Here is a 25,198-nt window from a genome sequence, read left to right as displayed (position 1 = left end):
ATACAAAAAAATGAAGAAAAGAAAAAGGAGGGATCGTATGCGGATCATTGCCGGCACACATCGGTCGCGGATCATTGCCACCCTTGAGGGGGCAGCGACCAGACCGACATCGGATAAAGCCAAAGGCGCGGTATTTTCCAGTCTCGGCACTTATTTTGACAAGGGGGAAATGTTGGATCTTTTCGCGGGAAGCGGCAGTATGAGCTATGAAGCGATTTCCAGAGGGATGTCGCATGCCCTTTTGAATGATCACAGCAAAGCGGCGATCGGAATCATCAAAAAGAATGTAAAACAGTTTCAGATGGAACAACAGTGTACGATCTGGAATTTAGATTATGCGCAGGCGCTGCTTCGCTGTCATGAGGAAGGGCGTCAATTTGATTTGATCTTTGTCGATCCTCCTTATGCGTTAGGAAAGATGGAGGAGATCATCACTCTGATCGACGCTTATGAATTATTGAAGGATGACGGCGTACTGGTCGTAGAAAGCCTGAAAGAGGATCAGTTTGCGAAACAGTTCGGTTCGCTTTATCAAGAAAAGGAGGCGGTGTACGGCATTAGCCGTATGCGCTATTATCGAAAAGGAGGAAATGTAGATGATCGTATATCCGGGGACGTTTGATCCGATCACGAAAGGACATATGGAGCTGATTGCCAGAGCGGCGGCGCAGTTTCAAGAGGTGGTGGTGCTAGTGATGGAAAATCCCGCCAAAAACTGCTTATTTACCGTTGAGGAGCGAATCGAAATGATCGATCATGCAATCAGCGGCTTTCCCAATGTAAGGGTAACAAGCGGCAGCGGCTTAGCTGTGCAGGCGGTGCAGCAGCTTGGTGCGACGATGATGCTAAGGGGGTTAAGAAGTGCGGCGGATTTTGCACTGGAAGAAACACTGGCACGCAATAATGCGCATTTAGCGCCGCAGGTGGAAACGATCTGGATGCTGGCAAATGCTGAAACTGCTTTTATCTCATCCAGCGCTGTCAAAGAAGTGCTGTATTGCGGCGGTAAGATTGATGGCTATGTGGATGCGCACGTAAAAGCGAAGCTGCTGGAAAAGAACGCTCATCAGCGCATATAATGGAAGTGGTGATAATGTGAAGATCAGAGAAGAAATCGCTTTGCTTGGCGAAGATGTGATTCGCCATCGGCGCGCGCTTCATCAGATTCCGGAAATTGGATTGGCTACGATCGAAACGAAGGCGTATTTGAAAAAACAGCTGGAACAGCTGAAAATTGATGAACTGCGGGAAGATTTTATCGAACATGGACTGGTGGCGGTCTTATATGGTAAGCAAAATACCGAAATGATCGCTTTTCGTGCTGATATGGACGCATTGCCGATCAGTGAAGAAACGAAAGCGGCCTTTGTCAGCAGTTATCCGGAACGGATGCATGCCTGCGGTCATGATGGACATATGGCAGCGCTGCTTGCTTTGATCACTTATCTTTGCGCACATAAAGAAGCGCTGAAGCAGGGGATCGTCTTTATTTTTCAGCCCGGGGAAGAAAACCCCGGCGGGGCGAAGATCATGATCGAAAACGGCTTGTTTCGCACTTATCCGATCAAAGCGATCTTCGGGACACATGTCATGCCGGATCTTGAGAAAGGGAAGATCGCAACAAAAGCAGGGCCTTTGATGGCACGGGTATCGGAGCTTTACTTTGATATTTTGGGAAACGGCGCCCATGCGGCAATGCCACATGACGGCAATGATGCGCTGTTAGCGGGATGTGCATTCGTCGAGCAGTTGCAAACGATCGTATCGCGTTCACTCAATCCTTCACATAGTGCTGTTTTGACGATCGGAACGATGCGTGCAGGAGAAGCGCGCAATGCCTTGGCTGCCAAGGCGCATTTAGAAGGCACGATGCGCAGTTTTGATGATCAGGACCATGAACGGATGAAAAAACGAATCCATGAGATTGCCAAAGGGATCGAGCTGCTGCATGGGGTCGTCATACAGGTCAAGATCGTTGACTGCTATCCGGTCGTGCAAAATGATCCACAGCTTTATACGCTGGTCAAAGCTGTTTGTGCAGATGATTTCATCGAGGAATCGCCACGGATGATCGCCGAAGATTTCAGTTTTTATCAGCAGCAGACAAAAGGATTGTTTTTCTATACCGGGATCAAAGATGCCGATTTCCATCAGCCGCTGCATGATCCCACCTTTAATTTTGATGAACTGGCTTTGTTAAATACGGTGGAAACCGATGTACGCATCTTAGAGGAGCTGCAAATATTAAAATAAGGAAGGCGACCACCTTCCTTATTGTTTGAGCAATGCAAGGGTTGCTTCTATATCCGCGTCCGCATGCGCATTGTCCGCAAACGCAATCGTAACATGATTTTCTCCTGTTTCATAACGCGGAATCAGATGTACGTGAAAGTGGGAAACACTTTGTCCGGCAGCCGTACCGACATTGCTTAAAATGTTTAATCCATCGGCATGCAAGGCCGCCTGCAGGCGTTTTCCCAGCATTTGCGCTACCTCAAACACATGCTTCATAAGCGCTTCATCACAGTTTAGAAAATGATCATAATGCGCCTTTGGAATGACCAGCGTATGACCTTTGGCAGCTTGTGAAATATCGAGAAACGCCATTACGGTATCATCTTCATAAATACAATGCGAAGGGATTTCCTTATTTACGATCTTACAAAATATGCACATATGCAAAACACCTCTCTTATTTTCTTCATTTTATCATATCCCTCATTTCCTGAAAAGAAAAAAACTGCCGAAGCAGTTTTTACAGACTGTTGACAAAGTGAAAGGAGTCAACAGTTTTTTTCTTTTCTGATAGGGAAAGATATGATAAAATAAAAAAGCAAGAAGATGACCTCGTCCTAGTTCGCAAAACATGAGGCACTTCTTGTTTTTTATATATCCGATCGTATCATAAAAAATGGTATAATCCCAAGTTTGACACCTAGACAATGAAAAAACTCAAGAAAAGCTGATAAATAAAGGCTAATCTTGAGTTTTCGTTTTGTAACGATATGTGGTATTTTTTTATCTGTTCTTTGATTTGTGGATAATATTTCTCATTTTCTTCTGTTTGATAATCTGGGTATCTGTATAAAATCCAAACAATTCATGTAATTTGTCTGTTAGATCGGTTCGTTTATAAGTCGGTATATATCCATATCCTTCTATCTCACATACATTCATTTCTCGTAATGTATGTATGATCTGTTCTACGCTATATTCCTTATCTAACTTTTCTTCCAGTAAACGATAAACCAACAGTGATATGAAACAGATCAGAAAATGCGCCTTGATCCGATCCTCTCTTTGTAAATATACCGGCCTTGCCTCAAACTCTGTTTTCATGATACGAAAGCATTCTTCTATCTGCCATCTTCTTTGGTTGATCTGAATAATTTCTTCTATGCTTCCATCTATATCCGTTGTAACGGCATAGAAACCATCATACATTGCTTCTTGTCCTATCTTTTCCTGATCTAGTTCATAAATAACTTGATCAGCGACTTCTCCATATTCTGTAACGGATGTTTTCTTTATGAATCTAGCCGGATCATTCGGGTTCTTCCGCTCTTTTCTAATGTTCTTGCTTGTATTTAATAGTTTTTGTGCTCGTTCTAATTGCTTTTGACGTATATTTGCTTGATAAGCACGATATTTAGGCGAATAGGTTACGATCATCGTTTCAGATAGTTTCTTTGATTCGATAGGTACTTCTTTATAATAAATCTCTCCGTAAACAGATGGATCGCTTTCGTCTAATTCACGCAAATCGATCAATCGATTACTTCCTACTTTTCTAAATTGAGTAGGATCCAAAGCAATTTCTCTATCTTCTTTCTTCAGTTTCTTCAAGGATTGGGCAATAACATAAGAACGTCCTTGCATATCATTGAACAGTTTATTATCTTGAGAACCTAGACCGGCATCACTGCAATAGATAAACTCACTGCAATCAAAATCACGAATGATCTTCTGTTCTAAAGGCTTCAATGTTTTCTGTTCATTTTGATTACCGGGATACAGATCGAAAGCCAAAGGGATCCCGTCGGTATCCATAAACAGTCCCATCGTAACGATTGGATTTGGCCGATGTTCTTTTGATTTTCCATATTTTCTTAAATCATCGTCCTCTTCAATTTCAAAATAGTAATTGGTACAGTCATAATAAAGGACCTTTGTATTACGATGATGAATGAAGTGAGAGTTCTTATAAACTTCGGATTGAATATAATCAGATTCTTGAGCGAGAATAGATAACGCTCTGTAAATATGATGGATATCATATTTAGGCTGTTCCAGCAAGGTGTGAGCGAAATCATAAGAGCTCTTTTTACTGGAAGGATGAAGGATACGAGAATAGATCAGATCGGAGAAGATGGATTGAATAGGGAAAGTGAAGTTATGACGGGTTTTCATGTTGCGGAAGATATTATCGAAGCGAAGCTGAGAGCAAATAGATTGAAGAAACAAATAACCGCAATTAAAAGAATGTTGTTCATTTTTCTTGATATGTAGATTAGGATGAAAAGATATAGAAACTTTTTCATTTTCTTGATCATATTGTTCGGTAGCAAGACGAGCCTGCTCTTTGGCCCAGGCAAGGACCTGATCACGATCATTGTTATGAAGAGGAAGGAGTTGATCCATAGAGCCAAGTTTTTTATAGATTTTGGAAGTATTCTTACCGTTTATTCTGTAAGAGTGAATAATATAGAGTTGTTCAGCATTCTTAGATTTGACAATATTGATACGCATAGAAGGATCACCACCTAACGACATTATAACACAATACGGCACAATACGCTATACAAAAACTAAAAAATTGACAAAAAAAGTATAAAAAAAGCTTTTGATTAAGCCTTTATTTGAATATTGTTATTTTTTTAGGTGTCAAACTCCCGNTTTAGAAAATGATCATAATGCGCCTTTGGAATGACCAGCGTATGACCTTTGGCAGCTTGTGAAATATCGAGAAACGCCATTACGGTATCATCTTCATAAATACAATGCGAAGGGATTTCCTTATTTACGATCTTACAAAATATGCACATATGCAAAACACCTCTCTTATTTTCTTCATTTTATCATATCCCTCATTTCCTGAAAAGAAAAAAACTGCCGAAGCAGTTTTTACAGACTGTTGACAAAGTGAAAGGAGTCAACAGTTTTTTTCTTTTCTGATAGGGAAAGATATGATAAAATAAAAAAGCAAGAAGATGACCTCGTCCTAGTTCGCAAAACATGAGGCACTTCTTGTTTTTTATATATCCGATCGTATCATAAAAAATGTTATAATCCCAAGTTTGACACCTAGACAATGAAAAAACTCAAGAAAAGCTGATAAATAAAGGCTAATCTTGAGTTTTCGTTTTGTAACGATATGTGGTATTTTTTTATCTGTTCTTTGATTTGTGGATAATATTTCTCATTTTCTTCTGTTTGATAATCTGGGTATCTGTATAAAATCCAAACAATTCATGTAATTTGTCTGTTAGATCGGTTCGTTTATAAGTCGGTATATATCCATATCCTTCTATCTCACATACATTCATTTCTCGTAATGTATGTATGATCTGTTCTACGCTATATTCCTTATCTAACTTTTCTTCCAGTAAACGATAAACCAACAGTGATATGAAACAGATCAGAAAATGCGCCTTGATCCGATCCTCTCTTTGTAAATATACCGGCCTTGCCTCAAACTCTGTTTTCATGATACGAAAGCATTCTTCTATCTGCCATCTTCTTTGGTTGATCTGAATAATTTCTTCTATGCTTCCATCTATATCCGTTGTAACGGCATAGAAACCATCATACATTGCTTCTTGTCCTATCTTTTCCTGATCTAGTTCATAAATAACTTGATCAGCGACTTCTCCATATTCTGTAACGGATGTTTTCTTTATGAATCTAGCCGGATCATTCGGGTTCTTCCGCTCTTTTCTAATGTTCTTGCTTGTATTTAATAGTTTTTGTGCTCGTTCTAATTGCTTTTGACGTATATTTGCTTGATAAGCACGATATTTAGGCGAATAGGTTACGATCATCGTTTCAGATAGTTTCTTTGATTCGATAGGTACTTCTTTATAATAAATCTCTCCGTAAACAGATGGATCGCTTTCGTCTAATTCACGCAAATCGATCAATCGATTACTTCCTACTTTTCTAAATTGAGTAGGATCCAAAGCAATTTCTCTATCTTCTTTCTTCAGTTTCTTCAAGGATTGGGCAATAACATAAGAACGTCCTTGCATATCATTGAACAGTTTATTATCTTGAGAACCTAGACCGGCATCACTGCAATAGATAAACTCACTGCAATCAAAATCACGAATGATCTTCTGTTCTAAAGGCTTCAATGTTTTCTGTTCATTTTGATTACCGGGATACAGATCGAAAGCCAAAGGGATCCCGTCGGTATCCATAAACAGTCCCATCGTAACGATTGGATTTGGCCGATGTTCTTTTGATTTTCCATATTTTCTTAAATCATCGTCCTCTTCAATTTCAAAATAGTAATTGGTACAGTCATAATAAAGGACCTTTGTATTACGATGATGAATGAAGTGAGAGTTCTTATAAACTTCGGATTGAATATAATCAGATTCTTGAGCGAGAATAGATAACGCTCTGTAAATATGATGGATATCATATTTAGGCTGTTCCAGCAAGGTGTGAGCGAAATCATAAGAGCTCTTTTTACTGGAAGGATGAAGGATACGAGAATAGATCAGATCGGAGAAGATGGATTGAATAGGGAAAGTGAAGTTATGACGGGTTTTCATGTTGCGGAAGATATTATCGAAGCGAAGCTGAGAGCAAATAGATTGAAGAAACAAATAACCGCAATTAAAAGAATGTTGTTCATTTTTCTTGATATGTAGATTAGGATGAAAAGATATAGAAACTTTTTCATTTTCTTGATCATATTGTTCGGTAGCAAGACGAGCCTGCTCTTTGGCCCAGGCAAGGACCTGATCACGATCATTGTTATGAAGAGGAAGGAGTTGATCCATAGAGCCAAGTTTTTTATAGATTTTGGAAGTATTCTTACCGTTTATTCTGTAAGAGTGAATAATATATAGTTGTTCAGCATTCTTAGATTTGACAATATTGATACGCATAGAAGGATCACCACCTAACGACATTATAACACAATACGGCACAATACGCTATACAAAAACTAAAAAATTGACAAAAAAAGTATAAAAAAAGCTTTTGATTAAGCCTTTATTTGAATATTGTTATTTTTTTAGGTGTCAAACTCCCGCAAGAAGATGACCTCGTCCTAGTTCGCAAAACATGAGGCACTTCTTGTTTTTTATATATCCGATCGTATCATAAAAAATGGTATAATAAAGACGCGGCTAGGAGTGATTACATATGGCAATGACCAAAAGAAATAGCAAAAACGATAGTATCATATTGAATACAATAGAAGGACTAGTACCACAAGATCATGAAGTAAGGAAACTGGAATCCTGTATAGATTGGAGTTTTATTTATCCATTAGTCGAACATCTATATAGTGATTTTGGAAGACCAAGCATCGATCCTGTGGTACTTTTCAAAATGATTTTTATAAATATCATATTTGGTATAGGATCTATGCGAAGAACGTGTAAAGAAATACAGGTCAATTTGGCATATCGCTGGTTTCTTGGGATCTCAATGGAAGAACAAGTGCCCAACTATTCGACATGGAGTCAAAATTATATACGAAGATATGGAGACAGTCAGGTATTTGAACAGATATTTGATCAGATACTAAAACAGGCTATTGGCTATGGATTCGTAGATATGGAAACAGTATTTGGAGATTCCACACACCAGAAAGCAAACGCCAATAAAAATAAGTATACAGATGAAGAGGTCATGATCGCAAAGAAAGTGTATGAAGATGAACTATTGGCAGAGATCAATAAAGACCGTGAAAAGCATGGGAAAAAGCCAATAAAAGCCAATAAACAAGAAGAGCTGAATTATGATGAAGAAAGTGGCAAGCTGAAAAGAGATGTAGAAACAAAGCACATCAAGGTAAGCAGAACGGATCCAGAAAGCGGATGTTTTCATAAAGGGGAAAAAGAAAAATGCTTTGCATATTCTCATCAGACATTCTGCGATAAGAATGGATTTGTAATTTACACATTATGCGTGTCAGGGAATGTGCATGACAGCGTATCCTTTTTTCCGGCATATGAGGTAATGAGCGAAAAATATAGAGAACAGATAAAGAATATATGTTTAGATGCAGGATATATTACACCGGCAATTTGTAAGACCATACTGGAACATAAGCAAAAAATGTATGTTCCTTATAAAAGGCCAATGACGAAGAAAGGGTTTTTCAAAAAGAACAGTTACGAAATGGTATATGATGAAGGCTTTGACTGTTATCTGTGTCCAAATGATAAGGTACTGCATTACAGCACAACAAACAAACTAGGATATAAGGAGTATAAATCAAATCCGGAAGACTGCAGGAATTGTCCATTTAGAGAAAAATGTACGCAATCAAAGAATCATCAAAAGGTAATCACACGTCATGTATGGGAAGAGTATCGAGAAGAAGTAATGGATGAGATACGACATACACCTGAATGGAAGGAAATCTATCCGAAACGAAAAGAAAGCATTGAGCGAGTATTTGGCGATTGTAAGGAACACCATAATCTAAGATATACAAGGTTAAAAGGGCTACTAAAAAATCAGCATCAAGCGCTGATGATTTTTGCGTGTCATAATCTGAAAAGAATGGCAAGGTGGAGATGGAAAAATAGCTCTAAACCTGCACAAAATCTAATAAATCTAATAAAATATACCATTTCAAATTATTTTACTAAAAAAGAAAAGCGATACTTACTTTTAAGTACCACTTTGTCAACAGTCTGAAAAAACTGCCGAAGCAGTTTTTACTGTACGATATAGTCAGGCTGTGATTCGTTGATATCCTGATAGATGTCGATGTCATAAATGCGGAAGTCATATTTTTTCAGATAATGGGTAAAGGCAGTCGTCTGCATCGTGGAGATCGAAGCCATTGCCTCTATTGCTTCTTCCTTAAAATCATTTGGATCGGCATGGATCACACGGATCACATAGTATTTACCGGTGGTCGTATCGGAAAGCACTTCATCAAACAGATAATCGGATTTGGTATTCTTCTTTAACTGCTCAAAGATCGATTCCGGCAGAGAAGTTGTCTGAGAAGTGATGATCTCCGCTTCGCCCTTGAAGTTGGTGGTATCGCCATAGGCAGTGACGTTCTCTTCAAAATCACCGCCGTTTTTGATCGCTTCCAGTGCGCTCTGCGCATTGCCTAACTCAGTTGTTTCTAAGATCTGCACCTTCATCGGGTGATATTTTTCTGCCTGGCTCTTGAAATTGTCCTTGATGAACACATAAGGCAGCTGCTTGGTCTTGATGTTTAAGAGCAGATAACGGTCGCGATAGTCATTTTCATCCTGATAGCCGCCCAGTTTGATATAAGATTCACTTTGATCACCGTAGGTGTTCTTAAAGTTGTCCAGCTCCTCCTGTGCCTGTTTTTCCATTTCTTCCGTCGTTTCGACTTCCTGATCGACGATATAGCGTGTCGCTTCCTGAATGATATAGCTGGCGCCGGAGGATTTATAAGTCGTAAACATATCTTCACGGGTAACCGATCGATCACCGACGCTGAATACGACTTCGCTGCCGTTGCTGATCTCAGCCACAGCATCACTGCATCCGCTAAGGGCAAGCAAACCTGCCGCTAAGGCAAGAGTCCATAATTTCTTCATTGTGATCGCCTCCTTACTCGTCTAAGCCCAGTGCTTCTAATAGGGCTGCTTTCAGTTCTTTATCCGCGAAAGAGATGTCCAGTTTCTTACCGGCTTTCCAGATGATCTCGCTGCGAATCGTCGAGTTGGCGCTTTCGATCGCCGAATAGATGCTTTCTTTGACATCTTTATTTTCGATGATCCCTTCATAGCTGTCTTCCACGCACAAGATCTTGTGCCAGCCGGAATAATTGGTAGAAGTTACTTTTACCCAGTCGCTGACTTCACCTTTTTTCAAGGTAGCCGCCGTTTCCTTAAAGGCCGTTACATAACTGGTGTCATCATCGCTGTAACCGAGCAGACCGCCGTCTGATGCGCTGCTGTCGTCGGAGTATTTTTCCGCAACATCGCCAAAGTCCTCGCCTTCGGCAAGCGCCGCATCAACTTTTTCGATCTTTGCCAATTCTTCCTCCGTCGGGTTTTCCGCATCATCCATCTTGATCAAGATATGTGAGAGCACCCGTCCGTTCTTTTCCTCGCACAGCGGCTGAAACAGCTCTTCTAAATGCTTGTCATAGTAATCCTGATACAGCTTCGTCTTTTTTGCTTCGATCAAGAAGTAATCTTCCAAAGAATCAAAATTCAGCTGTTTTAATGATGCAGCGATCATATCGTCCGTAGCGGTTCCATAGGTTTGTTCCACATAAGAGCGATAGCCCTCTGCATTGGTCTTTGCTTCTTCTTTTAGTGCATCTGTCGTTTCTACGCTTTGATCTGCTACATAGCGGCTGAAATAAACGGATGCGACGCTGCCGCTCATCGTTTTGTCTAAGCCGTCGTACAGATCATCGGCAGTGATCGTCTGTTCGCCGATCGTCGCAACAACATCTTTGCCATCTATGGATTTACCGGGCAATTTGCCTTTATTGGTGTCATAGATATAATAGATCGCAAATGACGTGAAGATCAGTGCGATCAGAACAACGAACCACTGTTTTTTTAACACTTCGATCATGAATATCCTCCTTTATTATCGTTTCCGTACCATTATAGCCGATTTTAATAGGGAATGCAATTTATCCCATATGCTTTCTTGCATAACCCATGCTTTCACACGATACTGAATAAAAACGGAAAGGGAAGGGAAAAGAATTGTCGGAAAGGTCAAACAATGATAGAATGATACGGTAAGAAAGGATGTGTTTGCTTTGGAAGATGCGCTGCTGCGAAAAAATTATCCTTTTTTTGATCAGCATCCGGATTTGATCTATTTTGATAATGCCGCAACGGCATTGAAGCCGCGCTGTGTGATCGATGCGCTGGTTCGCTATTATGAAAAAGAAAGCGTAAACGTGCATCGCAGTGCTTATCCATTGGCGCAGGCACTGGAGAAGCGTTATGAACAGGCAAGGGAACAGGTCGCTTCTTTTCTGCATGCGCAGGCAGAGGAGATCATCTTTACCGGCGGCACTACGGCGGCGATGAATCAGCTTGCCTACGCCCTGCTGCCGCAGTTGACAGACGGCGATGTCATTTTGACGACTTATGCGGAGCATGCGTCCTGTATTTTGCCGTTTCTGCACTTAAAGCAGTTCAAAAGGATCGAAGTTGCTTATATCCCGCTTGATGCACATGGCCGTTTTTCTTTGCCGGCATTAAAAGCTTCTCTGCACAGCCGGGTCAAAGCAGTGGTATTAGCGGAAATCGGCAATGTGCTGGGATATCGGCTGCCGCTCGCACAGATTGCGGAGCTCGTTCATGAAGCAGGCGCATTATTATTTGTTGACGGGGCGCAGAGCGCAGCGCATGGCAGAACAGATGTCAAAGCGAGCAAGGTGGATGCGTTTGCCTGCAGCGCACATAAATTGGGCGCTACGACCGGTGTCGGCGCCTTGTATTTGAAAAAGGAGCTGTTCCCCGTACTTCAGCCGGCGTTTTACGGTGGTACGAGCAACTGCGATTTCGATGAAGCGGGGCACATCGTATTATGCGAAGGAAGTGCAGGTTATGAGGCAGGTACACCGCCGATCGAAGGAGCGATCGCCTTCGGTGAGGCATGCGCTTATCTGCAAAAGATCGGTCTGGATGTGATCGAAGCAAAGGAACAACAGTTAAAAGAACATCTGTTTGCGGGATTAAAAAAGATCGCTCATGTTACGTTATGGAATGAGGACAGTGCGATTCCCATCGCTGCTTTTACGATCGATCACATTCATGTGCAGGATGCCGCCGCCTATTTCGCCAAGCATGGCGTCTGCTTGCGCAGCGGTCAGCACTGTGCAAGGCTTTTGAAGCAGGCGATCGATGCAAAGGCGACGCTGCGCGTCAGTCTGGCATTTTATAATACGATCGAAGAAATCGATCGCTTCTTAGCGCTTTGTGAGAAGATCACGCTGGACGCCTGCGTCGATCTTTATATGGAATGAGGTGAAACAGATGGATCCGATGAAAAAAAGAGCGCTTTTGATGGAACATGCGACCCATCCCCGTCATTATCGGAAAGAAGAACGATATGTGTCGGTACGCGCTTACAGCCATACGTGCGCTGATGATCTGACACTGATGGTAAACATACAAGATGATGTGATCGAAGATGTCTGCTTTTACGGTCATGCCTGTGCGATCGCTACCGCCGCTGCTTCCATGATGTGTGAAGAACTGCGCAAGCAGGATCGCAAATCGGCACTAAAGCAGATCGAGGCGTATGAACGCATGCTGGATCAGCAGCCGTATGAAGCTGAGCGAATCGGGGAAGAAGCGATCTTTGCGGACGTCGCAACGAAGGCCAATCGCAGGGAATGCGCGTTTTTAAGCTGGAAGGCAATGCGTCAGGTGTTGGAAGATGAAAGATGAAATTCGTAAGCATATGCGTAAAAAACGCGAACAACTGAGCGAGAGCGAGCGAAAACAGGCTTCCAAGCAAGCGGCCAGATGGCTGGAAACATTGTTGAAAGAAGATATGCTGATCGCATCGTATCGGGCCTTTCGTGCGGAATTGGAAATACTGCCCTCTGCGAAAGGAACCTGGTGCTATCCGCGGGTACTGGATGAAACGCATATGGAAATGATCGTTCCGGATGATTTTAGACGCGGCCGCTATGGCATTGAAGAACCGATCGGCAAAAGCGTGGATCCAAAACAGATCGACATTATTTTAGTGCCGCTGCTCGCCTATGATGAAAACGGCTATCGCATCGGTTATGGAAAGGGCTATTACGATCGCTATCTGAAAAAATGCAGTGCGTTGAAGATTGGCGTTGCTTACTGCTTTCAAAAGGTAGCGGATACATGGCCGCATGATCTTGATGTAAAGCTGGATCTGATCCTTACCCCTGCGGGAATCACCCGCGTATAAGCAAATCAAAGCGTTACATACTAAAGCCAGGGAGTGAAATCAATGAAGCGAAACGCGCTTTTATACATACAGAATTTCCTGGCTTTTTTTGTATTTTCCTATGTTTCGACCCAGCTGATCCCTTTTTTGAAGGAGCATGCGTTCTCCCTTGAGCAGCGGGGCATCGTATTGGCGCTTGTGGCGGTGATCGCGACGATCGGGCAGATCGTTTTCGGCCTTCTTTGTGATCGCTATCATCAGATGAAGCGTTTTTTACTGATCGGTTATTTGATTCTCGCTGTGTCTGCTTTGGCGATGGTGTTAAGCAGCGGTGATTTATTTGCTTATCTTTTGTTGGTATGTGCGATGGTCGGCGGTTTTGCAAAGATCATGCAAGGATTAACGGAAACTTATTTATTTCAGTTGGATCAACAAAATTATCCAAAGCTAAGAGCAGCAGGCGCGCTGGGTTTTACTGTCGGTGCGATCGCGGCAGGGCAGATCGTTTCGCTCACTTCTTTTCCCATGCTGGCAATCGGCCTGCTTATCGTATCTGTGCTTTGGCTGTTCTTCTTTCGAAAATTGCAGGATGTGCGTATTGAAAGCAATTACAGCTTAAAAGAAATCAAAAAGCTGTTTCGCAATCGCCGTTATCTCGCCTTTGTGTTTGTCTTTTTCATGATCTATTTGATCGGCAACGGCGATCAGTATATCGTCGTGGATAAAATGGTCGCCTTAAAGGCAAGCCACGATGTGATCGCAATCAAATGGGCAGTACAGTCGATCATGGAGGTGCCGCTGCTGCTTGGTGCGAATCGGCTGTTAAAAAAGGTGAATGCCTATACGCTTTTATTAGTGGCAGTCGTGATGTATGGCATCAAATTCTTTTTGTATGGCTTTGCACAGGATCCTTATTTCATCATCGGCATTACCTTTTTACAAGTCGTAACGCTGCCGATCGTCGCCCTCGTCAGCAAGCTCATCATCGAAGATATTTGTGAAAGCAGTCTGCGCAGCAGCGCCCAGTTATTTGCATTGGCAATCTTTGTTGGATTAAGCGGTTTACTGACGCCGCTGATCAGCAGCGCTTTGATCGATTGGCTGGGCTATGATCTGACGCTTTATGTGTTTGCGGCCGCCAATCTTGCACCGTTTGCGTTTCTGATCGGCTTTCGAAAAAAACTGAAGCCGCAGGCAAAAGCATGATATAATAAAAAAGAAAGGAATGAGGATATGAAAGAACGATGGAAGCATAAAACGTGGCTGATCGATCTGGATGGAACGATGTATCGGGGCAAAAAGCAGATACCCGGTGCGATCGAATTGATCAGCTATTTACAAAAAGAAAAAATCCCTTATTGCTTCGTTACCAATAACGCCATGCGCACGAAGAAGCAGAATGTTGCACATATGGAAGCGTTGGGGTTTCATGGCATCAAAGAAGATGAATTTTTTACCAGTGCCATGGCAGCGGCGCGTTATGTCGCAAGAATGAGTGATCGGCGTAACGCCTACTATATCGGTGAGGACGGATTAAGGGAAGCATTGCTGGAAAATGGTTTTACGATCGTGGATGATCACAGTGATTTTGTATTTGTCGGTTTGTCGCGCTCTAAAACGTATATGGATTATTCCAAGGCCTTTGAACAGTTGTGGAATGGGGCAAAGCTGATCGGCACGAACTGTGATCGACGCTTGGCGGATGGCGATCATTTTCTGATCGGGAACGGCAGTATCGTAGAAATGCTTGCTTATGCGAGCGAACAGGAGTCCTTAAAGCTGGGCAAGCCATACGCGCCTATGCTGGAGGAAACGCTGGCCTATCTGAATAAGCAAAAAGAAGACTGTATCATTTTGGGCGATAATATGGAAACTGACATCGCTTTTGGGGCGCTGCATGGTGTAGAAACGATCTTGGTGGAAAGCGGTGTGCACACCGCTGCGGATTGTGCACGCTATGCATTTGCGCCGAGTGCATGCTATCATGATCTGTTCGCCTGTATGGATGACGAATAAAAGCAAGAGAAAAAACATACCTTGTAGCAGGTGAGAACATCATGACAGGTATGTTTTTTCTTTATCAAAATGTGGCGTTGTTTCTTTATGCCTGCCTGAAGGCCTTTTTACCGCTCCCTTCATTGGAGGTCGTGTTACTGCCGCTATGCTTGAAGCTTCCCGCATACTGGCTGTTCTTTTGTGTGATCGGCAGTTTCGGCACGATGCTCGGCGGCGCGGTCGGCTATTTTTTGGCATGGCGCTTTGGCAGAAAGATCCTGCAGCATTTGGCGAGTACATCGGATATTGATAAAGGGGAACGGATCATGAAGCGCTATGGGATCATCGCTGTGATCATCGGCGGCATCACACCAATTCCTGACTTTCTGCTTGCCTATTTGGCCGGACTGATGCGCATGCCGCTGTTTCCTTTTTTGCTCAGTGATGGCATCGCTCGTTTTATGCGTTCGCTTTTGGTCTGCTACGCTGCCAAGGAAATGGCGATGTCAGTACCGCTGGATCGCTTCCTAAACTGGCTTTCTTTGCTTATCATCGTTTATTTTTTATGGCGCTGGTGGAGAGGAAAGCGACAAGTGGCACAGGCATGCAGAAAATAAGGAATGATGACATCGTCCTCCATTTTTTCCGGATGCCACTGTACCGCCAGGATCGAAAATGTTTTGTGTATGATCGCTTCGATCGTTTGATCGCGATGAACGGCGATCGCCCGCAAATCTTTTCCTAAGCGGTCAATGGTCTGGTGATGGTAAGAGTTTACTTCCATGACCGGCTTTTGCATAGAGGATAAAAAAGAACCGGGCAGGATCGTGACCTCATGAAGATGATCGCGTTCATGATCATCGGTATTGATATCCTGTTTCAGCGTACCGCGAAAAAAGACATTGATGACCTGTAAGCCGCGGCAGATGCCTAGTATCGGTTTGCCTTCCTGTAAGAATGCTTCCAATAAAGCAAAATCCAGTGCGTCAATGGGGTTTGGATAACGCTTTGTTGCCGGATCGCATTGCTTTTGATAGTAAAGCGGATCTATATCTAAGCCACCGGGTATGAGCAGCGCATCCAGATTTTGGGCATACCAGTTCGCCAAAGCGATCTCATTGCAAAATACGGGGAACCATCCTTCTTTACGAATGGCGTTTCCATAACTGTCATTCACAAAGGTCCTTTCGATTCCTTCCAGCGCTTCTGTTCTTGTGACGATCCCGATTTTTTTCATACTTCACCTCATTTCATACTATGCGGTTATAGAAAAATGGAAAATAAGGGAAGGATTATCCACAAAATGCGTAGAAGATCAGAAAAATAATAAGAAAGCGACTTTTTTTAGTAGAAATTTATTGACAAACAGAATAGATTTTAGGTATTATTAACATGACATTGATTTGAGTGTGCTTATTCCCATCTTCCCCCACCCAAATAAGGGAATTTGCATGAATCTCCCCCAAAAAAAATTATCAAATCAATGTCGCCGAAAAGACAGTCACACGGGTGGCTGTTTTTTCTTTTATAAGGAGTGAAGACGATGATTTTGGCAAAACTGGAAGATACGGTATGGAAAAAACAAGCAATCGCTGAGGTGCGTCATACTGTGCGGGTGATCGCGGTAAATGATCATGATGAATATGCTTTTTTGCGAATCGTCGGAGAAGATGCGTTTGGGCAGCGCGATCATTTAGAAACGATCGGCGGCGGCATTGAGGAGAACGAAAGTGAAGAAGCGGCCATTCATCGGGAAGTGATGGAGGAAAGCGGCTATACCTGTGAGATCATTGGAGCGATCGGAGAGATCGTTGATCGTTATTATCTGATCAAGCGGGAAACCCATTCTCATTTCTATGCGGTGCGCTTAGGGGAAAATATCGGACAGATCAAACGCACGCCGCTTGAACAAATGCTGATCGCGGAGGTAGTCTGGCTGAAAGAAGGGGAAGTGCTGCCGATATTGGAAAATGAGCGGGCAAAGGGGATCAATCGACTCATTCAACAAAGAGATGCCTGTGCTTTTGCGGCATATTTGAAACAAAAAAGTAAATGAACGGCTGTTTATGATATAATGAACGAAAGAGGTGATGAGATTGTTGAATCGCTATTATGATGACTGGATGAAAACTTCGCTGCAAAGCAAAGTCATCGATCGTATCAAAGAGGAAAGGGGCTATTGGATCGCCTGTGAGGAAAGTGTGTTTTATGTGGAAGGGGGTGGCATGGCTTCTGATCGCGGCACCTTAAATGATCTCACGGTAAAAGCGTTGAAATGGGAAAACGGACATATTTATCATTTGGTGGAAGAACCTTTGGAAGGCGTCGTGACCCAGCAGGTCGATGTGGCATATCGGCGCATCAAGACGCAAATTCACAGTGCGCAGCATTTGATGTGCGGGATCATGAACAAACGCTATCATGCACCGACGATTTCATTTTTTAATGATGCGGTCGAAGCCGGTGCGGAAATGGGTTTTACAGCGTTCGATCATGCGCTGATGGAAGAACTGGAACAGTTATGCAATGCGTATATCTGTATGGATCTGCCGGTGGAAATCGTGTATCCTACCAAGGAAGAGGCGCTTCGCCATGTTGCGCTGGAAAAAACGGATCATGAGGAGCTGCGCGCGGTCAAGATCGGCGATATTGACTATAATATGTGCGGATGTGTGCAGGTGCCAAGCCTTCGCCATATCCAAATGATCAAGTTTCAGCGCTTTGAAAAAACGACGCGCGGCTACCGGATTTACTTTTTATGCGGAGATCAGCTGCTTCACACCTATGGCAAGCAGTTGGAAGCACTGAGCAGCTGCGCCAAAAAACTGGCAGTGCCGCTATTAGAGAGCGCAGCGGGCGTGGATCGCTTACAAAATGAACTGAAAGCAGCTAAGCAGGAAGAGCAGAACTGGAAAAATCAGTATGTGGAGCTGTATGCGAAACAGATGGCTGAAACACATCAGGAACCATTGATCGTTGCGGAAATAGATGATCTTGATACAAAGATGTTTACTTCCCTGTGCTCGATATTGGTGCGAAACTATGAAAAGAGCCTATTATGTGTATGTCATCATGAAGCGCGTGCACACGTGGTGATCGCACATGCACCGTCGATGACTTTTAAGGCCAATGCGCTATTTCAGCAGGTAGGCAAACGCTTTGCCTTCAAGGGCGGCGGCAGTCCTTTTATGGCGCAGGGCGGCGGTGCTTATGAGGCAGGGATCCTCGCTTATCTGCAAGAATTGGCAAAGGACCTAACCTAAAAAACAGCAGTCTTTCAAAAGCGAAGGACTGCTTTCATTTTTTGGATCAGCGGCGCATACACTGAAGCGAGGTGATGTTCTTGATCCAGATCAATACCAATCAAATGCGCGTATATCCTTATACGCAGCTTATATCGGTAAATGAAGAGCAGATCCTGATACAGATGAAACAGCGCCGGTTGTGTATCGAAGGAAAGCGGCTTTCCTTGAGTGCAATGGATGAGGAGGAAATCTGGATCAAGGGCGAGTTTAGAAAGGTCGAGCTGAGCGATGAATAAACTGCTGATGGAAAAGTGGCAGGTGAAAGCGACAAAGACGGCTTTTTTTCAAACGGTCAAAGCGCAGCGTCTAGCGATCAGTGAGCTGTCTTTTCAGGAACATACGATCATTTTCCATGCGTCTTTATTTCAGCATGCCCGTATCGCCGCCTGCTTTCCAAACGCCAGTGTTGAAGCGATCAAGACATGGAAACTGCTGCGATCGATCTTGTTTCGTCCCAATCGGCTGTTAGCGATCATTTTGTGTGCGGCGCTTTGGTATCTATTATCGCAGACGACCTTTGCGATCACGCTGGACGGTGAGATAAGAATGCGGGAAGCGATACAGTCATATTTAGAGGAACAGATCACACTGCCTCGCTTTCGTTTAGATGAGGAACAGCTGCAAAACAAGCTGAAAGAACAATTCAAGGATCAATTAAACTGGCTTGAGGTACGCCGCAGCGGCAGCCGCTTACAGATCTCCTATACGGCAAAGGACCATGCGCAGATCCATACGCCCGCTGCCGATCGGCTGATCGCGCAAAGGGATGGCGTGATCGCTTTTTTCGCTTTACAGCATGGAGAAAAAGCAGTGCATATCAATGATTTTGTGAAAAAAGGCGATGTGCTGGTCGAAAATGTATTGATCAACAGCAATGGTAAAAATGAACAAATCTATGTAGAAGGAACCGTATTCGCTTATACCTTTGAAGAAGTAACGGTTACGATGAAAGAGGATGCGGCCCCCAAGCCTTTGCAGTTTTATCGATTGCTGTTTCGTGCCCGCAATGAAGTTTCCAAGCACTTTCTGCGTGATGATCGCATCGAAGATGAAAATATTTTGCAATTTCAAAAAGAAGGGGGTACAATAACGATGACGGTGCTCTATACTTGTTATCAAGACATTTCGACACCGCGTTAGCAGAAGGAGAATGCAATGGAAAAACACCTGACTTACCGCTTAGACGATTATACGATCGATCATTTGTTGGCGCTGTGCGGACCGCATGACGCTTATCTGGAGCTGATCCGCAAAGGCTTTGACGCCGCGATCACGATGCGTGATAATTTATTCATCATCAGTGATGACCATGGTGAGGGAAAGGCGATCTGTGCGTTGTTTGACGCGTTGAATCAGATGCTTGCCAGCGGCATAGAAATCAATGAGCAAGATGTCATGTATGCGATCCATTTACAGCAGGCGGGCAAACTGTCGCGCCTTCACACGACCTATCACAAAGCGATCGGCAAAACGCTGCAAGGTAAGTGGATCTATCCGAAAACATTAGGACAGCGGATCTTATGCGCGCATATGGAGAAGGATCAGATCGTGTTTGCGAGCGGGGTTGCGGGAACCGGGAAAACGTATCTGGCAGTCGTCTATGCGGCGACCCTGTTAAAAAAAGGTGAGATCGACAAGATCATCTTGACCCGTCCGGCAGTGGAAGCAGGGGAAAATCTAGGTTTTTTGCCGGGTGATCTGAAAGAAAAAGTAGATCCATACCTGCGTCCGCTCTACGATGCGCTTTACGATGTTTTAGGGAAAGAGGGCGTTGAAAAACTGATGGAGAAAGAAATCATCGAGATCGCGCCGCTTGCCTATATGCGTGGCAGAACGCTGGATCATGCGTTTATCATCTTAGATGAAGCACAGAATACGACGCGTTCACAGATGAAGATGTTTTTGACCAGAATGGGCTTTCAATCCAAAATCGTCATTACCGGCGATGTCAGCCAGATCGATCTGATTTCGAAGAAAGACAGCGGTTTGATTCATGCGATGCGCTTATTGAAAGGAATCGAGGGCATCGGGTTCGTGGAACTGGGCGTCCTTGATATCGTAAGGCATCCATTGGTGCAAAAGATTATTACCCGCTATGAAGAAGATGAGGCAAAGCGCTGAGCCTTGCCTTTTTTGTTTTACCTATTTTGAAAGATATAGTATAATTGAGTAGGATTTAAGGAGTGGACAATATGGAACTGACACTGATCAATCAATTAGAGGATGCTGCATGGGAAAAACAGCTGCCGCTTTTAGAAGCGATCATGGCACGCTGTGAACAGGTATTGCGACTGGAAGAATCTTATTTGGTTTCTTTGGTGATCGTCGATGATGAACAGATTCGTACGATCAATCGCTCCTATCGCAAGATCGACAAGCCGACCGACGTGATTTCCTTCGCATTAAAAGATCAGGAAGACGATTATGAGATGATGGAAGGAGAAAGGGAACTGGGGGATATCTTTATCAATGTCGATGCGCTGAAACGGCAGGCAGAAGCTTATGGACACAGTGAAGAGCGGGAATTTGGCTTTTTATTTACGCATGGCTTGCTGCACCTATGCGGGTATGACCATATGAGCGAAGAACAGGAACGGGAAATGTTTGCTTTACAGGAGCAGATCATCGATGCGATCATTAAAAGATAAATTCGCTTATGCGTTTGTGGGCTTGAAAAAAGGAATCTTAGAAGATCGCAGTGTAAAGCTGCAATGCTTTATCGCCGCTTTGGTCATCCTTTTCTGTTTGTTTCTTCCCCTTGCACGGTGGGAATGGGGGATCGTTCTGTTATTGTGCACGCTTGTCATCGCCTTAGAGTTTGTGAACAGTGTCATTGAAAAATGTGTTGATTTGATATGCCCGCATTATGATGAGCGGGTCAAGACGATCAAAGATCTGATGGCCGGTGCGGTCTTATTTGTTTCCTTGGCGGCCGCCGGGATCTTTGTGATCATATTAGGAGGAAAGATCATATGACAAAAGAAGAGTTATTGCAACATGCGTTTGAAGCGATGGAACATGCTTATGTTCCTTACTCACACTATCGTGTCGGGGCGTGTGTGCTGCTGCGTGACGGCGTGATCGTAAAGGGCGCCAATATTGAAAATGCTTCGTTTGGATTAACGAACTGTGCAGAGCGAAGCGCTTTGTTTGCGGCTTACTCCGCAGGATATCGCAAGCAGGATATCAAGGCGCTGGCGATCGTAAGCGAAGGCGCATATTTGGCGGCGCCATGCGGTGCGTGCAGACAGGTGATCGTGGAGCTGATGGAAGAGGATACGCCGATCTATTTAAGCAACGGCAAAGAAGAAGTATCGACCACGATCAAGGAGCTGTTGCCGATGTCATTTACGGAAAAGGACGTGTTGTGATGCGCAGCGGGATGATTGCCATCATCGGCAGACCGAATGCCGGCAAGAGCACTTTATTGAATGCGATCTTAAAGGAAAAGGTTTCGATCATATCCGACAAACCGCAGACGACGCGCAACAATATCCAAGGCATTTATACGACCGACACCTGTCAGTTTGTCTTTATCGATACGCCGGGCATTCATAAACCACACCATGAACTGGGGCGCACCCTGAATAAAAGCGCTTATCTTTCTTTGCAGGATGTCGATCTGATTTATTTGATCGTCGATGCCAGCAAGCCATACGGCAGCGGGGATGCTTTTCTGTTAGAACGCTTAAAGCAGTATCAGACGCCTTGTTTTTTGCTGTTAAATAAGATCGATCTGTTGAAAAAAGAAGAACTGCTGCAGCATCTTGCCTCATGGGAAAAACGTTTTTCCTTTGAACAGATCATTCCGCTTTCTGCCAAAAAAGAAGAAAATATCGAAGAATTGCTGAAAACAAGCGAACCTTATTTAAGTGAAGGCATGCTGCTTTATCCAAAAGATATGGTCAGCGACCATGGCAAAACCTTTCAGACGCAGGAGATCATTCGTGAAAAGGTCTTGTTGAAAACGATGGAGGAAGTGCCCCATTCGATTGCTGTCGTCGTAGAGCGATTGCATGAGGAGGAAAAGGAAGTGGAGATCGATGCGCTGGTCATCGTCGAACGTGATTCTCAGAAAGCGATTTTGATCGGGAAGCAGGCGGCGATGATCAAGTCGATCCGTTTGCTCGCACAGAAAGAACTGAAGGCGCTTTATGGCAAAAAATGTCATTTATCCCTTTATGTGCGGGTAGAGAAAAACTGGCGCAACCGGCAAAGCAAGCTGCATCAGTTCGGCTATGCGTTAGAAGAATAGACCATGAAAGAAATCAAGGGCATTATTTTATCGATCAAGGATTATCGCGAGTATGATACCTTGATGCAAATCATGAGCGAGGAAGGGATCTATAGTGTTGTCGGCAAAGGACACCGCCGGATGAAGAGCAAACAGGCGCCGCTTTGTCAGTTATTCGCCTATGTTTCCTGTATCTGTCATGCGAAAAATGAATATGCGACGATCTATACGCTCAGAAGTGTTCAAATGCTTACCTATTACCGTAAGATCAGAGAGGATCTGTGCAAGCAGGCGATCGCTTTGTTCTTTCTGGAAGCGGTTTTGCAGCTAAAAGAGGGAGAACTGTTTGAACACTTGAAGTACGCGCTTGATCTTTTGGAAGATAGTACGAAGCCTTATGCGGCAGCTGCTCTTTTTGCTGCACAGCTTACGCATTTGCAGGGAATTGATCCTTATGTCGATGGCTGTGTAAAGTGTGGATCAAAGCAGGTAAGCGGCATTTCCGTAGAACATGGCGGTTTTGTATGCAGAGAATGTATGCGGGTTCAAGAGGCTGTATTGACAGTGGAGGAGCTGCGCAAGTTTCGCTTGCTGCAAAAAGCGGACTATACGCACTATGCGCTGTTAGAAAGTCATGGAGACTGGAATTTACAGGATCTGGAACGTCAGCTTGCCTTTCTTACTCGCTATGGCTTCTTACAGTTTAACAGCGTGGAGCTGCTTGAAAAAATCGCGGCACTGGATTGAAAGATTTCCGATAAAGGGAAATCTTTTTTGAAGTTGTCAAAGCTTTGGTATCAGTTGAGAATAATAAATGGAATCGGAAGGTCCATTAGATTACTTCATACTAGTGCGCATGATCATTTCTTATCTCGATGTATTGAGCAACACAGCTAGTCTGTTCAATTTGTTGCTTGGACCGACACTGCCGGATGTTTGGCTCAGTTCCTCTGGATGCCGTGCACTGATCGTTTTGACAGACGCTTGCTTTTATTAGCAGAAGGTCTGTTATATAAGAAAATAGATCAGTAGAGGAAGGAAATGATAAAGATGAAAACAGGTGCTGAGCAGATAGGGAATGCAGGAAAGGATATTGACAACGGCAAAGGCTTTGTGATATATAATAGTTTGAGTTTTTGTATAAAAAATAGCGAAACGTAAGATAGATAAAACAAGGAAAGGGAAGAGTAATTGCATGAATGAGAAGAGTTTTGAAACCGTTGTTTCACATTGTAAAAACAGTGGCTTTGTCTACCAGGGATCAGAGATCTATGGCGGGCTTTCCAACACTTGGGACTTTGGTCCGCTGGGCGTTGAACTGAAGGACAATATCAAAAAAGTATGGTGGAAGAAATTTATTCAGGAAAGTCCTTATAATGTCGGTTTACAGTCGGCAATCTTGATGAATCCGCAGGTTTGGGTCGCAAGCGGGCATGTCGGCAATTTTTCCGATCCGCTTATGGATTGTAAAAACTGCAAAACCAGACATCGTGCCGATAAACTGATTGAGGATTTTTCAAACGGCGAAGTGAATCCCGGCGGCTGGTCGAATGAAAAGATGATGGATTATATCGTTTCTCATAAGATTGCCTGTCCTGACTGCGGCAGTCATGATTTTACCGATATTCGTCAGTTCAATTTAATGTTCAAGACGTTTCAGGGCGTAGTGGAGGATGCGAAAAATGCGATTTATCTGCGTCCGGAAACCGCACAGGGCATCTTCGTGAATTTTAAGAATGTGCAGCGTACCACGCGCCGTAAACTGCCTTTTGGAATCGGACAGATCGGCAAGAGCTTCCGCAATGAGATCACACCGGGGAACTTTATTTTCCGTACCCGTGAATTTGAACAGATGGAACTGGAATTTTTTACCCGTCCCGGTGAAGATATGAAATGGTATGAATATTATAAGAACTATTGCAAGGAATTTTTGATTGCCTTGGGAATCAAGGAAGCGCATTTGCGTTTACGAGAGCATGACAAGGAAGAACTTTCTCATTATTCCACCGGCACAAGCGATATTGAATATCTGTTCTCTTTTGGCTGGGGTGAGATCTGGGGCATTGCGGACCGTACGGATTTTGATTTGCGCTGTCATCAGGAAACCAGCAAGCAGAATCTGGAATACCGTGATCCGCTTACCAATGAATCGTTTTTACCGTACTGCATTGAACCAAGCGTTGGGGTGGAACGACTGTTTTTAGCCTTTTTATGCGATGCTTATGAGGAGGAACAGCTGGAAAAGGATACACGTATCGTCCTGCATCTGCATCCGGCGCTGGCACCGGTAAAAGCAGCGGTGCTGCCGTTATCGAAACAGCTCTCCGAGAAAGCGATGGAAGTATTTCATTTGATCAGCGGCATCGGCAACTGTGAATTCGATGAAACGCAGAATATCGGAAAACGCTATCGCCGGCAAGACGCGATCGGCACACCGTTCTGTGTAACCGTTGATTTTGAAACGGAAAAGGATGGCTGTGTTACCGTAAGAGAACGCGACAGCATGAAGCAGGAGCGTATTCCTTTGACAGAATTAAAGTCTTATTTAGAAGCAAAGATCGCATTTTAATTATGA

28 protein-coding genes and 1 pseudogene are annotated in these 25,198 nt (G+C 43.6%); 22 read left to right on the top strand and 7 right to left on the bottom strand.

All coding sequences use genetic code 11. The features are described 5' to 3' along the window. Positions 1 to 10 precede the first annotated feature (10 nt). The 3 genes from rsmD to C1712_RS03355 are packed head-to-tail and all read left to right on the top strand — an operon-like array spanning position 11 to position 2,253. Complete coding sequence (gene rsmD / locus C1712_RS03365; protein WP_281254625.1) at positions 11 to 622, top strand: 16S rRNA (guanine(966)-N(2))-methyltransferase RsmD; 612 nt, start codon at positions 11 to 13, stop codon at positions 620 to 622. After that, a complete protein-coding gene (coaD, locus tag C1712_RS03360) occupies positions 597 to 1,079 on the top strand; it encodes a pantetheine-phosphate adenylyltransferase (protein WP_102266784.1) in 483 nt (160 codons plus the stop codon). Before rsmD ends, coaD begins: the two co-directional genes overlap by 26 nt. A gap of 16 nt (positions 1,080 to 1,095) precedes the next feature. Then, positions 1,096 to 2,253: a M20 metallopeptidase family protein gene (locus tag C1712_RS03355; protein WP_180963057.1), complete on the top strand. Its 1,158-nt coding sequence runs from the start codon at positions 1,096 to 1,098 to the stop codon at positions 2,251 to 2,253. 18 nt (positions 2,254 to 2,271) lie between these two features. On the opposite strand, the gene C1712_RS03350 is transcribed toward C1712_RS03355, so the two are convergent. The 4 genes and pseudogenes from C1712_RS03350 to C1712_RS03335 form a co-directional block, all read right to left on the bottom strand. Then, entirely contained in the window at positions 2,272 to 2,676 is a 405-nt protein-coding gene (locus C1712_RS03350; protein ID WP_102266781.1) for an HIT family protein, read from the bottom strand. A 342-nt stretch (positions 2,677 to 3,018) separates the two neighbouring features. Next, on the bottom strand, positions 3,019 to 4,749 hold the full coding sequence (locus tag C1712_RS03345) for an IS1634 family transposase (RefSeq protein WP_102266373.1): 1,731 nt from the start codon (positions 4,747 to 4,749) through the stop codon (positions 3,019 to 3,021). A 149-nt stretch (positions 4,750 to 4,898) separates the two neighbouring features. Next, positions 4,899 to 5,045 (bottom strand): annotated as a pseudogene (locus tag C1712_RS03340) (HIT domain-containing protein); the annotation flags it as partial. 342 nt (positions 5,046 to 5,387) lie between these two features. Further along, positions 5,388 to 7,118 carry an IS1634 family transposase gene (locus tag C1712_RS03335; protein WP_102266373.1) on the bottom strand — a complete coding sequence of 577 codons (1,731 nt, stop codon included), beginning with the start codon at positions 7,116 to 7,118 and terminating at the stop codon, positions 5,388 to 5,390. A 259-nt stretch (positions 7,119 to 7,377) separates the two neighbouring features. Between C1712_RS03335 and C1712_RS03330 the strand changes: the two genes are divergently transcribed. Then, a complete protein-coding gene (locus C1712_RS03330) occupies positions 7,378 to 8,886 on the top strand; it encodes an IS1182 family transposase (protein WP_102266779.1) in 1,509 nt (502 codons plus the stop codon). A gap of 20 nt (positions 8,887 to 8,906) precedes the next feature. Here C1712_RS03330 and C1712_RS03325 read toward each other — a convergent pair whose 3' ends face one another. Beyond that, complete coding sequence (locus C1712_RS03325; protein ID WP_102266777.1) at positions 8,907 to 9,776, bottom strand: peptidylprolyl isomerase; 870 nt, start codon at positions 9,774 to 9,776, stop codon at positions 8,907 to 8,909. Positions 9,777 to 9,789: 13 nt separating this feature from the next. Further along, a complete protein-coding gene (locus C1712_RS03320; protein WP_102266775.1) occupies positions 9,790 to 10,770 on the bottom strand; it encodes a peptidylprolyl isomerase in 981 nt (326 codons plus the stop codon). Positions 10,771 to 10,954: 184 nt separating this feature from the next. Between C1712_RS03320 and C1712_RS03315 the strand changes: the two genes are divergently transcribed. The 6 genes from C1712_RS03315 to C1712_RS03290 are packed head-to-tail and all read left to right on the top strand — an operon-like array spanning position 10,955 to position 15,701. Continuing rightward, on the top strand, positions 10,955 to 12,181 hold the full coding sequence (locus C1712_RS03315) for an aminotransferase class V-fold PLP-dependent enzyme (RefSeq protein ID WP_102266773.1): 1,227 nt from the start codon (positions 10,955 to 10,957) through the stop codon (positions 12,179 to 12,181). A gap of 10 nt (positions 12,182 to 12,191) precedes the next feature. Next, positions 12,192 to 12,608 (top strand): Fe-S cluster assembly sulfur transfer protein SufU, encoded by a 417-nt coding sequence (gene sufU / locus C1712_RS03310; RefSeq protein ID WP_102266771.1) that lies wholly within the window; start codon positions 12,192 to 12,194, stop codon positions 12,606 to 12,608. Further along, a complete protein-coding gene (locus C1712_RS03305) occupies positions 12,598 to 13,110 on the top strand; it encodes a 5-formyltetrahydrofolate cyclo-ligase (RefSeq protein WP_102266769.1) in 513 nt (170 codons plus the stop codon). The genes sufU and C1712_RS03305 overlap by 11 nt, the downstream gene beginning before the upstream one ends. Before the next feature lie 42 nt (positions 13,111 to 13,152). Then, on the top strand, positions 13,153 to 14,295 hold the full coding sequence (locus C1712_RS03300; RefSeq protein WP_102266767.1) for an MFS transporter: 1,143 nt from the start codon (positions 13,153 to 13,155) through the stop codon (positions 14,293 to 14,295). A 27-nt stretch (positions 14,296 to 14,322) separates the two neighbouring features. Next, positions 14,323 to 15,105, top strand: coding sequence for an HAD-IIA family hydrolase (locus C1712_RS03295; protein ID WP_102266765.1), 783 nt, complete (start codon positions 14,323 to 14,325; stop codon positions 15,103 to 15,105). Positions 15,106 to 15,146: 41 nt separating this feature from the next. Next, positions 15,147 to 15,701: a YqaA family protein gene (locus C1712_RS03290; RefSeq protein ID WP_102266762.1), complete on the top strand. Its 555-nt coding sequence runs from the start codon at positions 15,147 to 15,149 to the stop codon at positions 15,699 to 15,701. On the opposite strand, the gene C1712_RS03285 is transcribed toward C1712_RS03290, so the two are convergent. Then, positions 15,641 to 16,321, bottom strand: coding sequence for a gamma-glutamyl-gamma-aminobutyrate hydrolase family protein (locus C1712_RS03285; protein WP_102266761.1), 681 nt, complete (start codon positions 16,319 to 16,321; stop codon positions 15,641 to 15,643). The genes C1712_RS03290 and C1712_RS03285 overlap by 61 nt on opposite strands. A 306-nt stretch (positions 16,322 to 16,627) precedes the next feature. Between C1712_RS03285 and C1712_RS03280 the strand changes: the two genes are divergently transcribed. From C1712_RS03280 to C1712_RS03230, 12 genes are all read left to right on the top strand, one after another. Beyond that, positions 16,628 to 17,140 carry an NUDIX domain-containing protein gene (locus C1712_RS03280; RefSeq protein ID WP_102266759.1) on the top strand — a complete coding sequence of 171 codons (513 nt, stop codon included), beginning with the start codon at positions 16,628 to 16,630 and terminating at the stop codon, positions 17,138 to 17,140. Positions 17,141 to 17,174: 34 nt separating this feature from the next. Beyond that, a complete protein-coding gene (locus tag C1712_RS03275) occupies positions 17,175 to 18,347 on the top strand; it encodes an alanyl-tRNA editing protein (protein WP_146003307.1) in 1,173 nt (390 codons plus the stop codon). A gap of 80 nt (positions 18,348 to 18,427) precedes the next feature. Then, on the top strand, positions 18,428 to 18,625 hold the full coding sequence (locus C1712_RS03270; RefSeq protein ID WP_178199953.1) for a YabP/YqfC family sporulation protein: 198 nt from the start codon (positions 18,428 to 18,430) through the stop codon (positions 18,623 to 18,625). Further along, positions 18,618 to 19,529 carry a sporulation protein YqfD gene (locus C1712_RS03265; protein WP_102266753.1) on the top strand — a complete coding sequence of 304 codons (912 nt, stop codon included), beginning with the start codon at positions 18,618 to 18,620 and terminating at the stop codon, positions 19,527 to 19,529. Before C1712_RS03270 ends, C1712_RS03265 begins: the two co-directional genes overlap by 8 nt. A 15-nt stretch (positions 19,530 to 19,544) precedes the next feature. Beyond that, positions 19,545 to 20,510, top strand: coding sequence for a PhoH family protein (locus C1712_RS03260; RefSeq protein WP_102266751.1), 966 nt, complete (start codon positions 19,545 to 19,547; stop codon positions 20,508 to 20,510). Between the two features lie 71 nt (positions 20,511 to 20,581). Continuing rightward, positions 20,582 to 21,037 carry an rRNA maturation RNase YbeY gene (gene ybeY, locus C1712_RS03255; RefSeq protein ID WP_102266749.1) on the top strand — a complete coding sequence of 152 codons (456 nt, stop codon included), beginning with the start codon at positions 20,582 to 20,584 and terminating at the stop codon, positions 21,035 to 21,037. Beyond that, positions 21,018 to 21,365 (top strand): diacylglycerol kinase family protein, encoded by a 348-nt coding sequence (locus C1712_RS03250; protein WP_102266747.1) that lies wholly within the window; start codon positions 21,018 to 21,020, stop codon positions 21,363 to 21,365. Before ybeY ends, C1712_RS03250 begins: the two co-directional genes overlap by 20 nt. After that, positions 21,362 to 21,760 carry a cytidine deaminase gene (locus tag C1712_RS03245; protein ID WP_102266745.1) on the top strand — a complete coding sequence of 133 codons (399 nt, stop codon included), beginning with the start codon at positions 21,362 to 21,364 and terminating at the stop codon, positions 21,758 to 21,760. The genes C1712_RS03250 and C1712_RS03245 overlap by 4 nt, the downstream gene beginning before the upstream one ends. Next, the gene (era, locus tag C1712_RS03240; protein ID WP_102266743.1) at positions 21,760 to 22,644 is read left to right on the top strand and encodes a GTPase Era; all 885 of its coding nucleotides are present in this window, start codon (positions 21,760 to 21,762) and stop codon (positions 22,642 to 22,644) included. Before C1712_RS03245 ends, era begins: the two co-directional genes overlap by 1 nt. A gap of 3 nt (positions 22,645 to 22,647) precedes the next feature. Then, the gene (gene recO / locus C1712_RS03235; RefSeq protein WP_102266741.1) at positions 22,648 to 23,370 is read left to right on the top strand and encodes a DNA repair protein RecO; all 723 of its coding nucleotides are present in this window, start codon (positions 22,648 to 22,650) and stop codon (positions 23,368 to 23,370) included. A gap of 67 nt (positions 23,371 to 23,437) precedes the next feature. Beyond that, positions 23,438 to 23,620: a hypothetical protein gene (locus C1712_RS12535; RefSeq protein WP_146003306.1), complete on the top strand. Its 183-nt coding sequence runs from the start codon at positions 23,438 to 23,440 to the stop codon at positions 23,618 to 23,620. A 198-nt stretch (positions 23,621 to 23,818) separates the two neighbouring features. Then, a complete protein-coding gene (locus C1712_RS03230) occupies positions 23,819 to 25,192 on the top strand; it encodes a glycine--tRNA ligase (protein WP_102266739.1) in 1,374 nt (457 codons plus the stop codon). Positions 25,193 to 25,198 lie beyond the last annotated feature (6 nt).

This window comes from Massilicoli timonensis (assembly GCF_900199515.1).
GTDB lineage: Bacteria > Bacillota_I > Bacilli_A > Erysipelotrichales > Erysipelotrichaceae > Massilicoli > Massilicoli timonensis.
The sequence above is the reverse complement of the archived record's forward strand: the minus strand, read 5'-3'. Positions and strand labels throughout refer to the sequence as shown.

Excerpts from the sequence above, each read along its gene's own strand:
- rsmD (WP_281254625.1), top strand. The coding sequence starts at position 11 with ATGAAGAAAAGAAAAAGGAGGGATCGTATGCGGATCATTGCCGGCACA.
- coaD (WP_102266784.1), top strand. The coding sequence starts at position 597 with ATGATCGTATATCCGGGGACGTTTGATCCGATCACGAAAGGACATATG.
- C1712_RS03350 (WP_102266781.1), bottom strand. The coding sequence starts at position 2,676 with ATGTGCATATTTTGTAAGATCGTAAATAAGGAAATCCCTTCGCATTGT.
- C1712_RS03345 (WP_102266373.1), bottom strand. The coding sequence starts at position 4,749 with ATGCGTATCAATATTGTCAAATCTAAGAATGCTGAACAACTCTATATT.
- C1712_RS03335 (WP_102266373.1), bottom strand. The coding sequence starts at position 7,118 with ATGCGTATCAATATTGTCAAATCTAAGAATGCTGAACAACTATATATT.
- C1712_RS03330 (WP_102266779.1), top strand. The coding sequence starts at position 7,378 with ATGGCAATGACCAAAAGAAATAGCAAAAACGATAGTATCATATTGAAT.
- C1712_RS03325 (WP_102266777.1), bottom strand. The coding sequence starts at position 9,776 with ATGAAGAAATTATGGACTCTTGCCTTAGCGGCAGGTTTGCTTGCCCTT.
- C1712_RS03320 (WP_102266775.1), bottom strand. The coding sequence starts at position 10,770 with ATGATCGAAGTGTTAAAAAAACAGTGGTTCGTTGTTCTGATCGCACTG.
- sufU (WP_102266771.1), top strand. The coding sequence starts at position 12,192 with ATGGATCCGATGAAAAAAAGAGCGCTTTTGATGGAACATGCGACCCAT.
- C1712_RS03305 (WP_102266769.1), top strand. The coding sequence starts at position 12,598 with ATGAAAGATGAAATTCGTAAGCATATGCGTAAAAAACGCGAACAACTG.
- C1712_RS03300 (WP_102266767.1), top strand. The coding sequence starts at position 13,153 with ATGAAGCGAAACGCGCTTTTATACATACAGAATTTCCTGGCTTTTTTT.
- C1712_RS03295 (WP_102266765.1), top strand. The coding sequence starts at position 14,323 with ATGAAAGAACGATGGAAGCATAAAACGTGGCTGATCGATCTGGATGGA.
- C1712_RS03290 (WP_102266762.1), top strand. The coding sequence starts at position 15,147 with ATGACAGGTATGTTTTTTCTTTATCAAAATGTGGCGTTGTTTCTTTAT.
- C1712_RS03285 (WP_102266761.1), bottom strand. The coding sequence starts at position 16,321 with ATGAAAAAAATCGGGATCGTCACAAGAACAGAAGCGCTGGAAGGAATC.
- C1712_RS03280 (WP_102266759.1), top strand. The coding sequence starts at position 16,628 with ATGATTTTGGCAAAACTGGAAGATACGGTATGGAAAAAACAAGCAATC.
- C1712_RS03275 (WP_146003307.1), top strand. The coding sequence starts at position 17,175 with ATGAGATTGTTGAATCGCTATTATGATGACTGGATGAAAACTTCGCTG.
- C1712_RS03265 (WP_102266753.1), top strand. The coding sequence starts at position 18,618 with ATGAATAAACTGCTGATGGAAAAGTGGCAGGTGAAAGCGACAAAGACG.
- C1712_RS03260 (WP_102266751.1), top strand. The coding sequence starts at position 19,545 with ATGGAAAAACACCTGACTTACCGCTTAGACGATTATACGATCGATCAT.
- ybeY (WP_102266749.1), top strand. The coding sequence starts at position 20,582 with ATGGAACTGACACTGATCAATCAATTAGAGGATGCTGCATGGGAAAAA.
- C1712_RS03250 (WP_102266747.1), top strand. The coding sequence starts at position 21,018 with ATGCGATCATTAAAAGATAAATTCGCTTATGCGTTTGTGGGCTTGAAA.
- C1712_RS03245 (WP_102266745.1), top strand. The coding sequence starts at position 21,362 with ATGACAAAAGAAGAGTTATTGCAACATGCGTTTGAAGCGATGGAACAT.
- era (WP_102266743.1), top strand. The coding sequence starts at position 21,760 with ATGCGCAGCGGGATGATTGCCATCATCGGCAGACCGAATGCCGGCAAG.
- recO (WP_102266741.1), top strand. The coding sequence starts at position 22,648 with ATGAAAGAAATCAAGGGCATTATTTTATCGATCAAGGATTATCGCGAG.
- C1712_RS12535 (WP_146003306.1), top strand. The coding sequence starts at position 23,438 with ATGGAATCGGAAGGTCCATTAGATTACTTCATACTAGTGCGCATGATC.
- C1712_RS03230 (WP_102266739.1), top strand. The coding sequence starts at position 23,819 with ATGAATGAGAAGAGTTTTGAAACCGTTGTTTCACATTGTAAAAACAGT.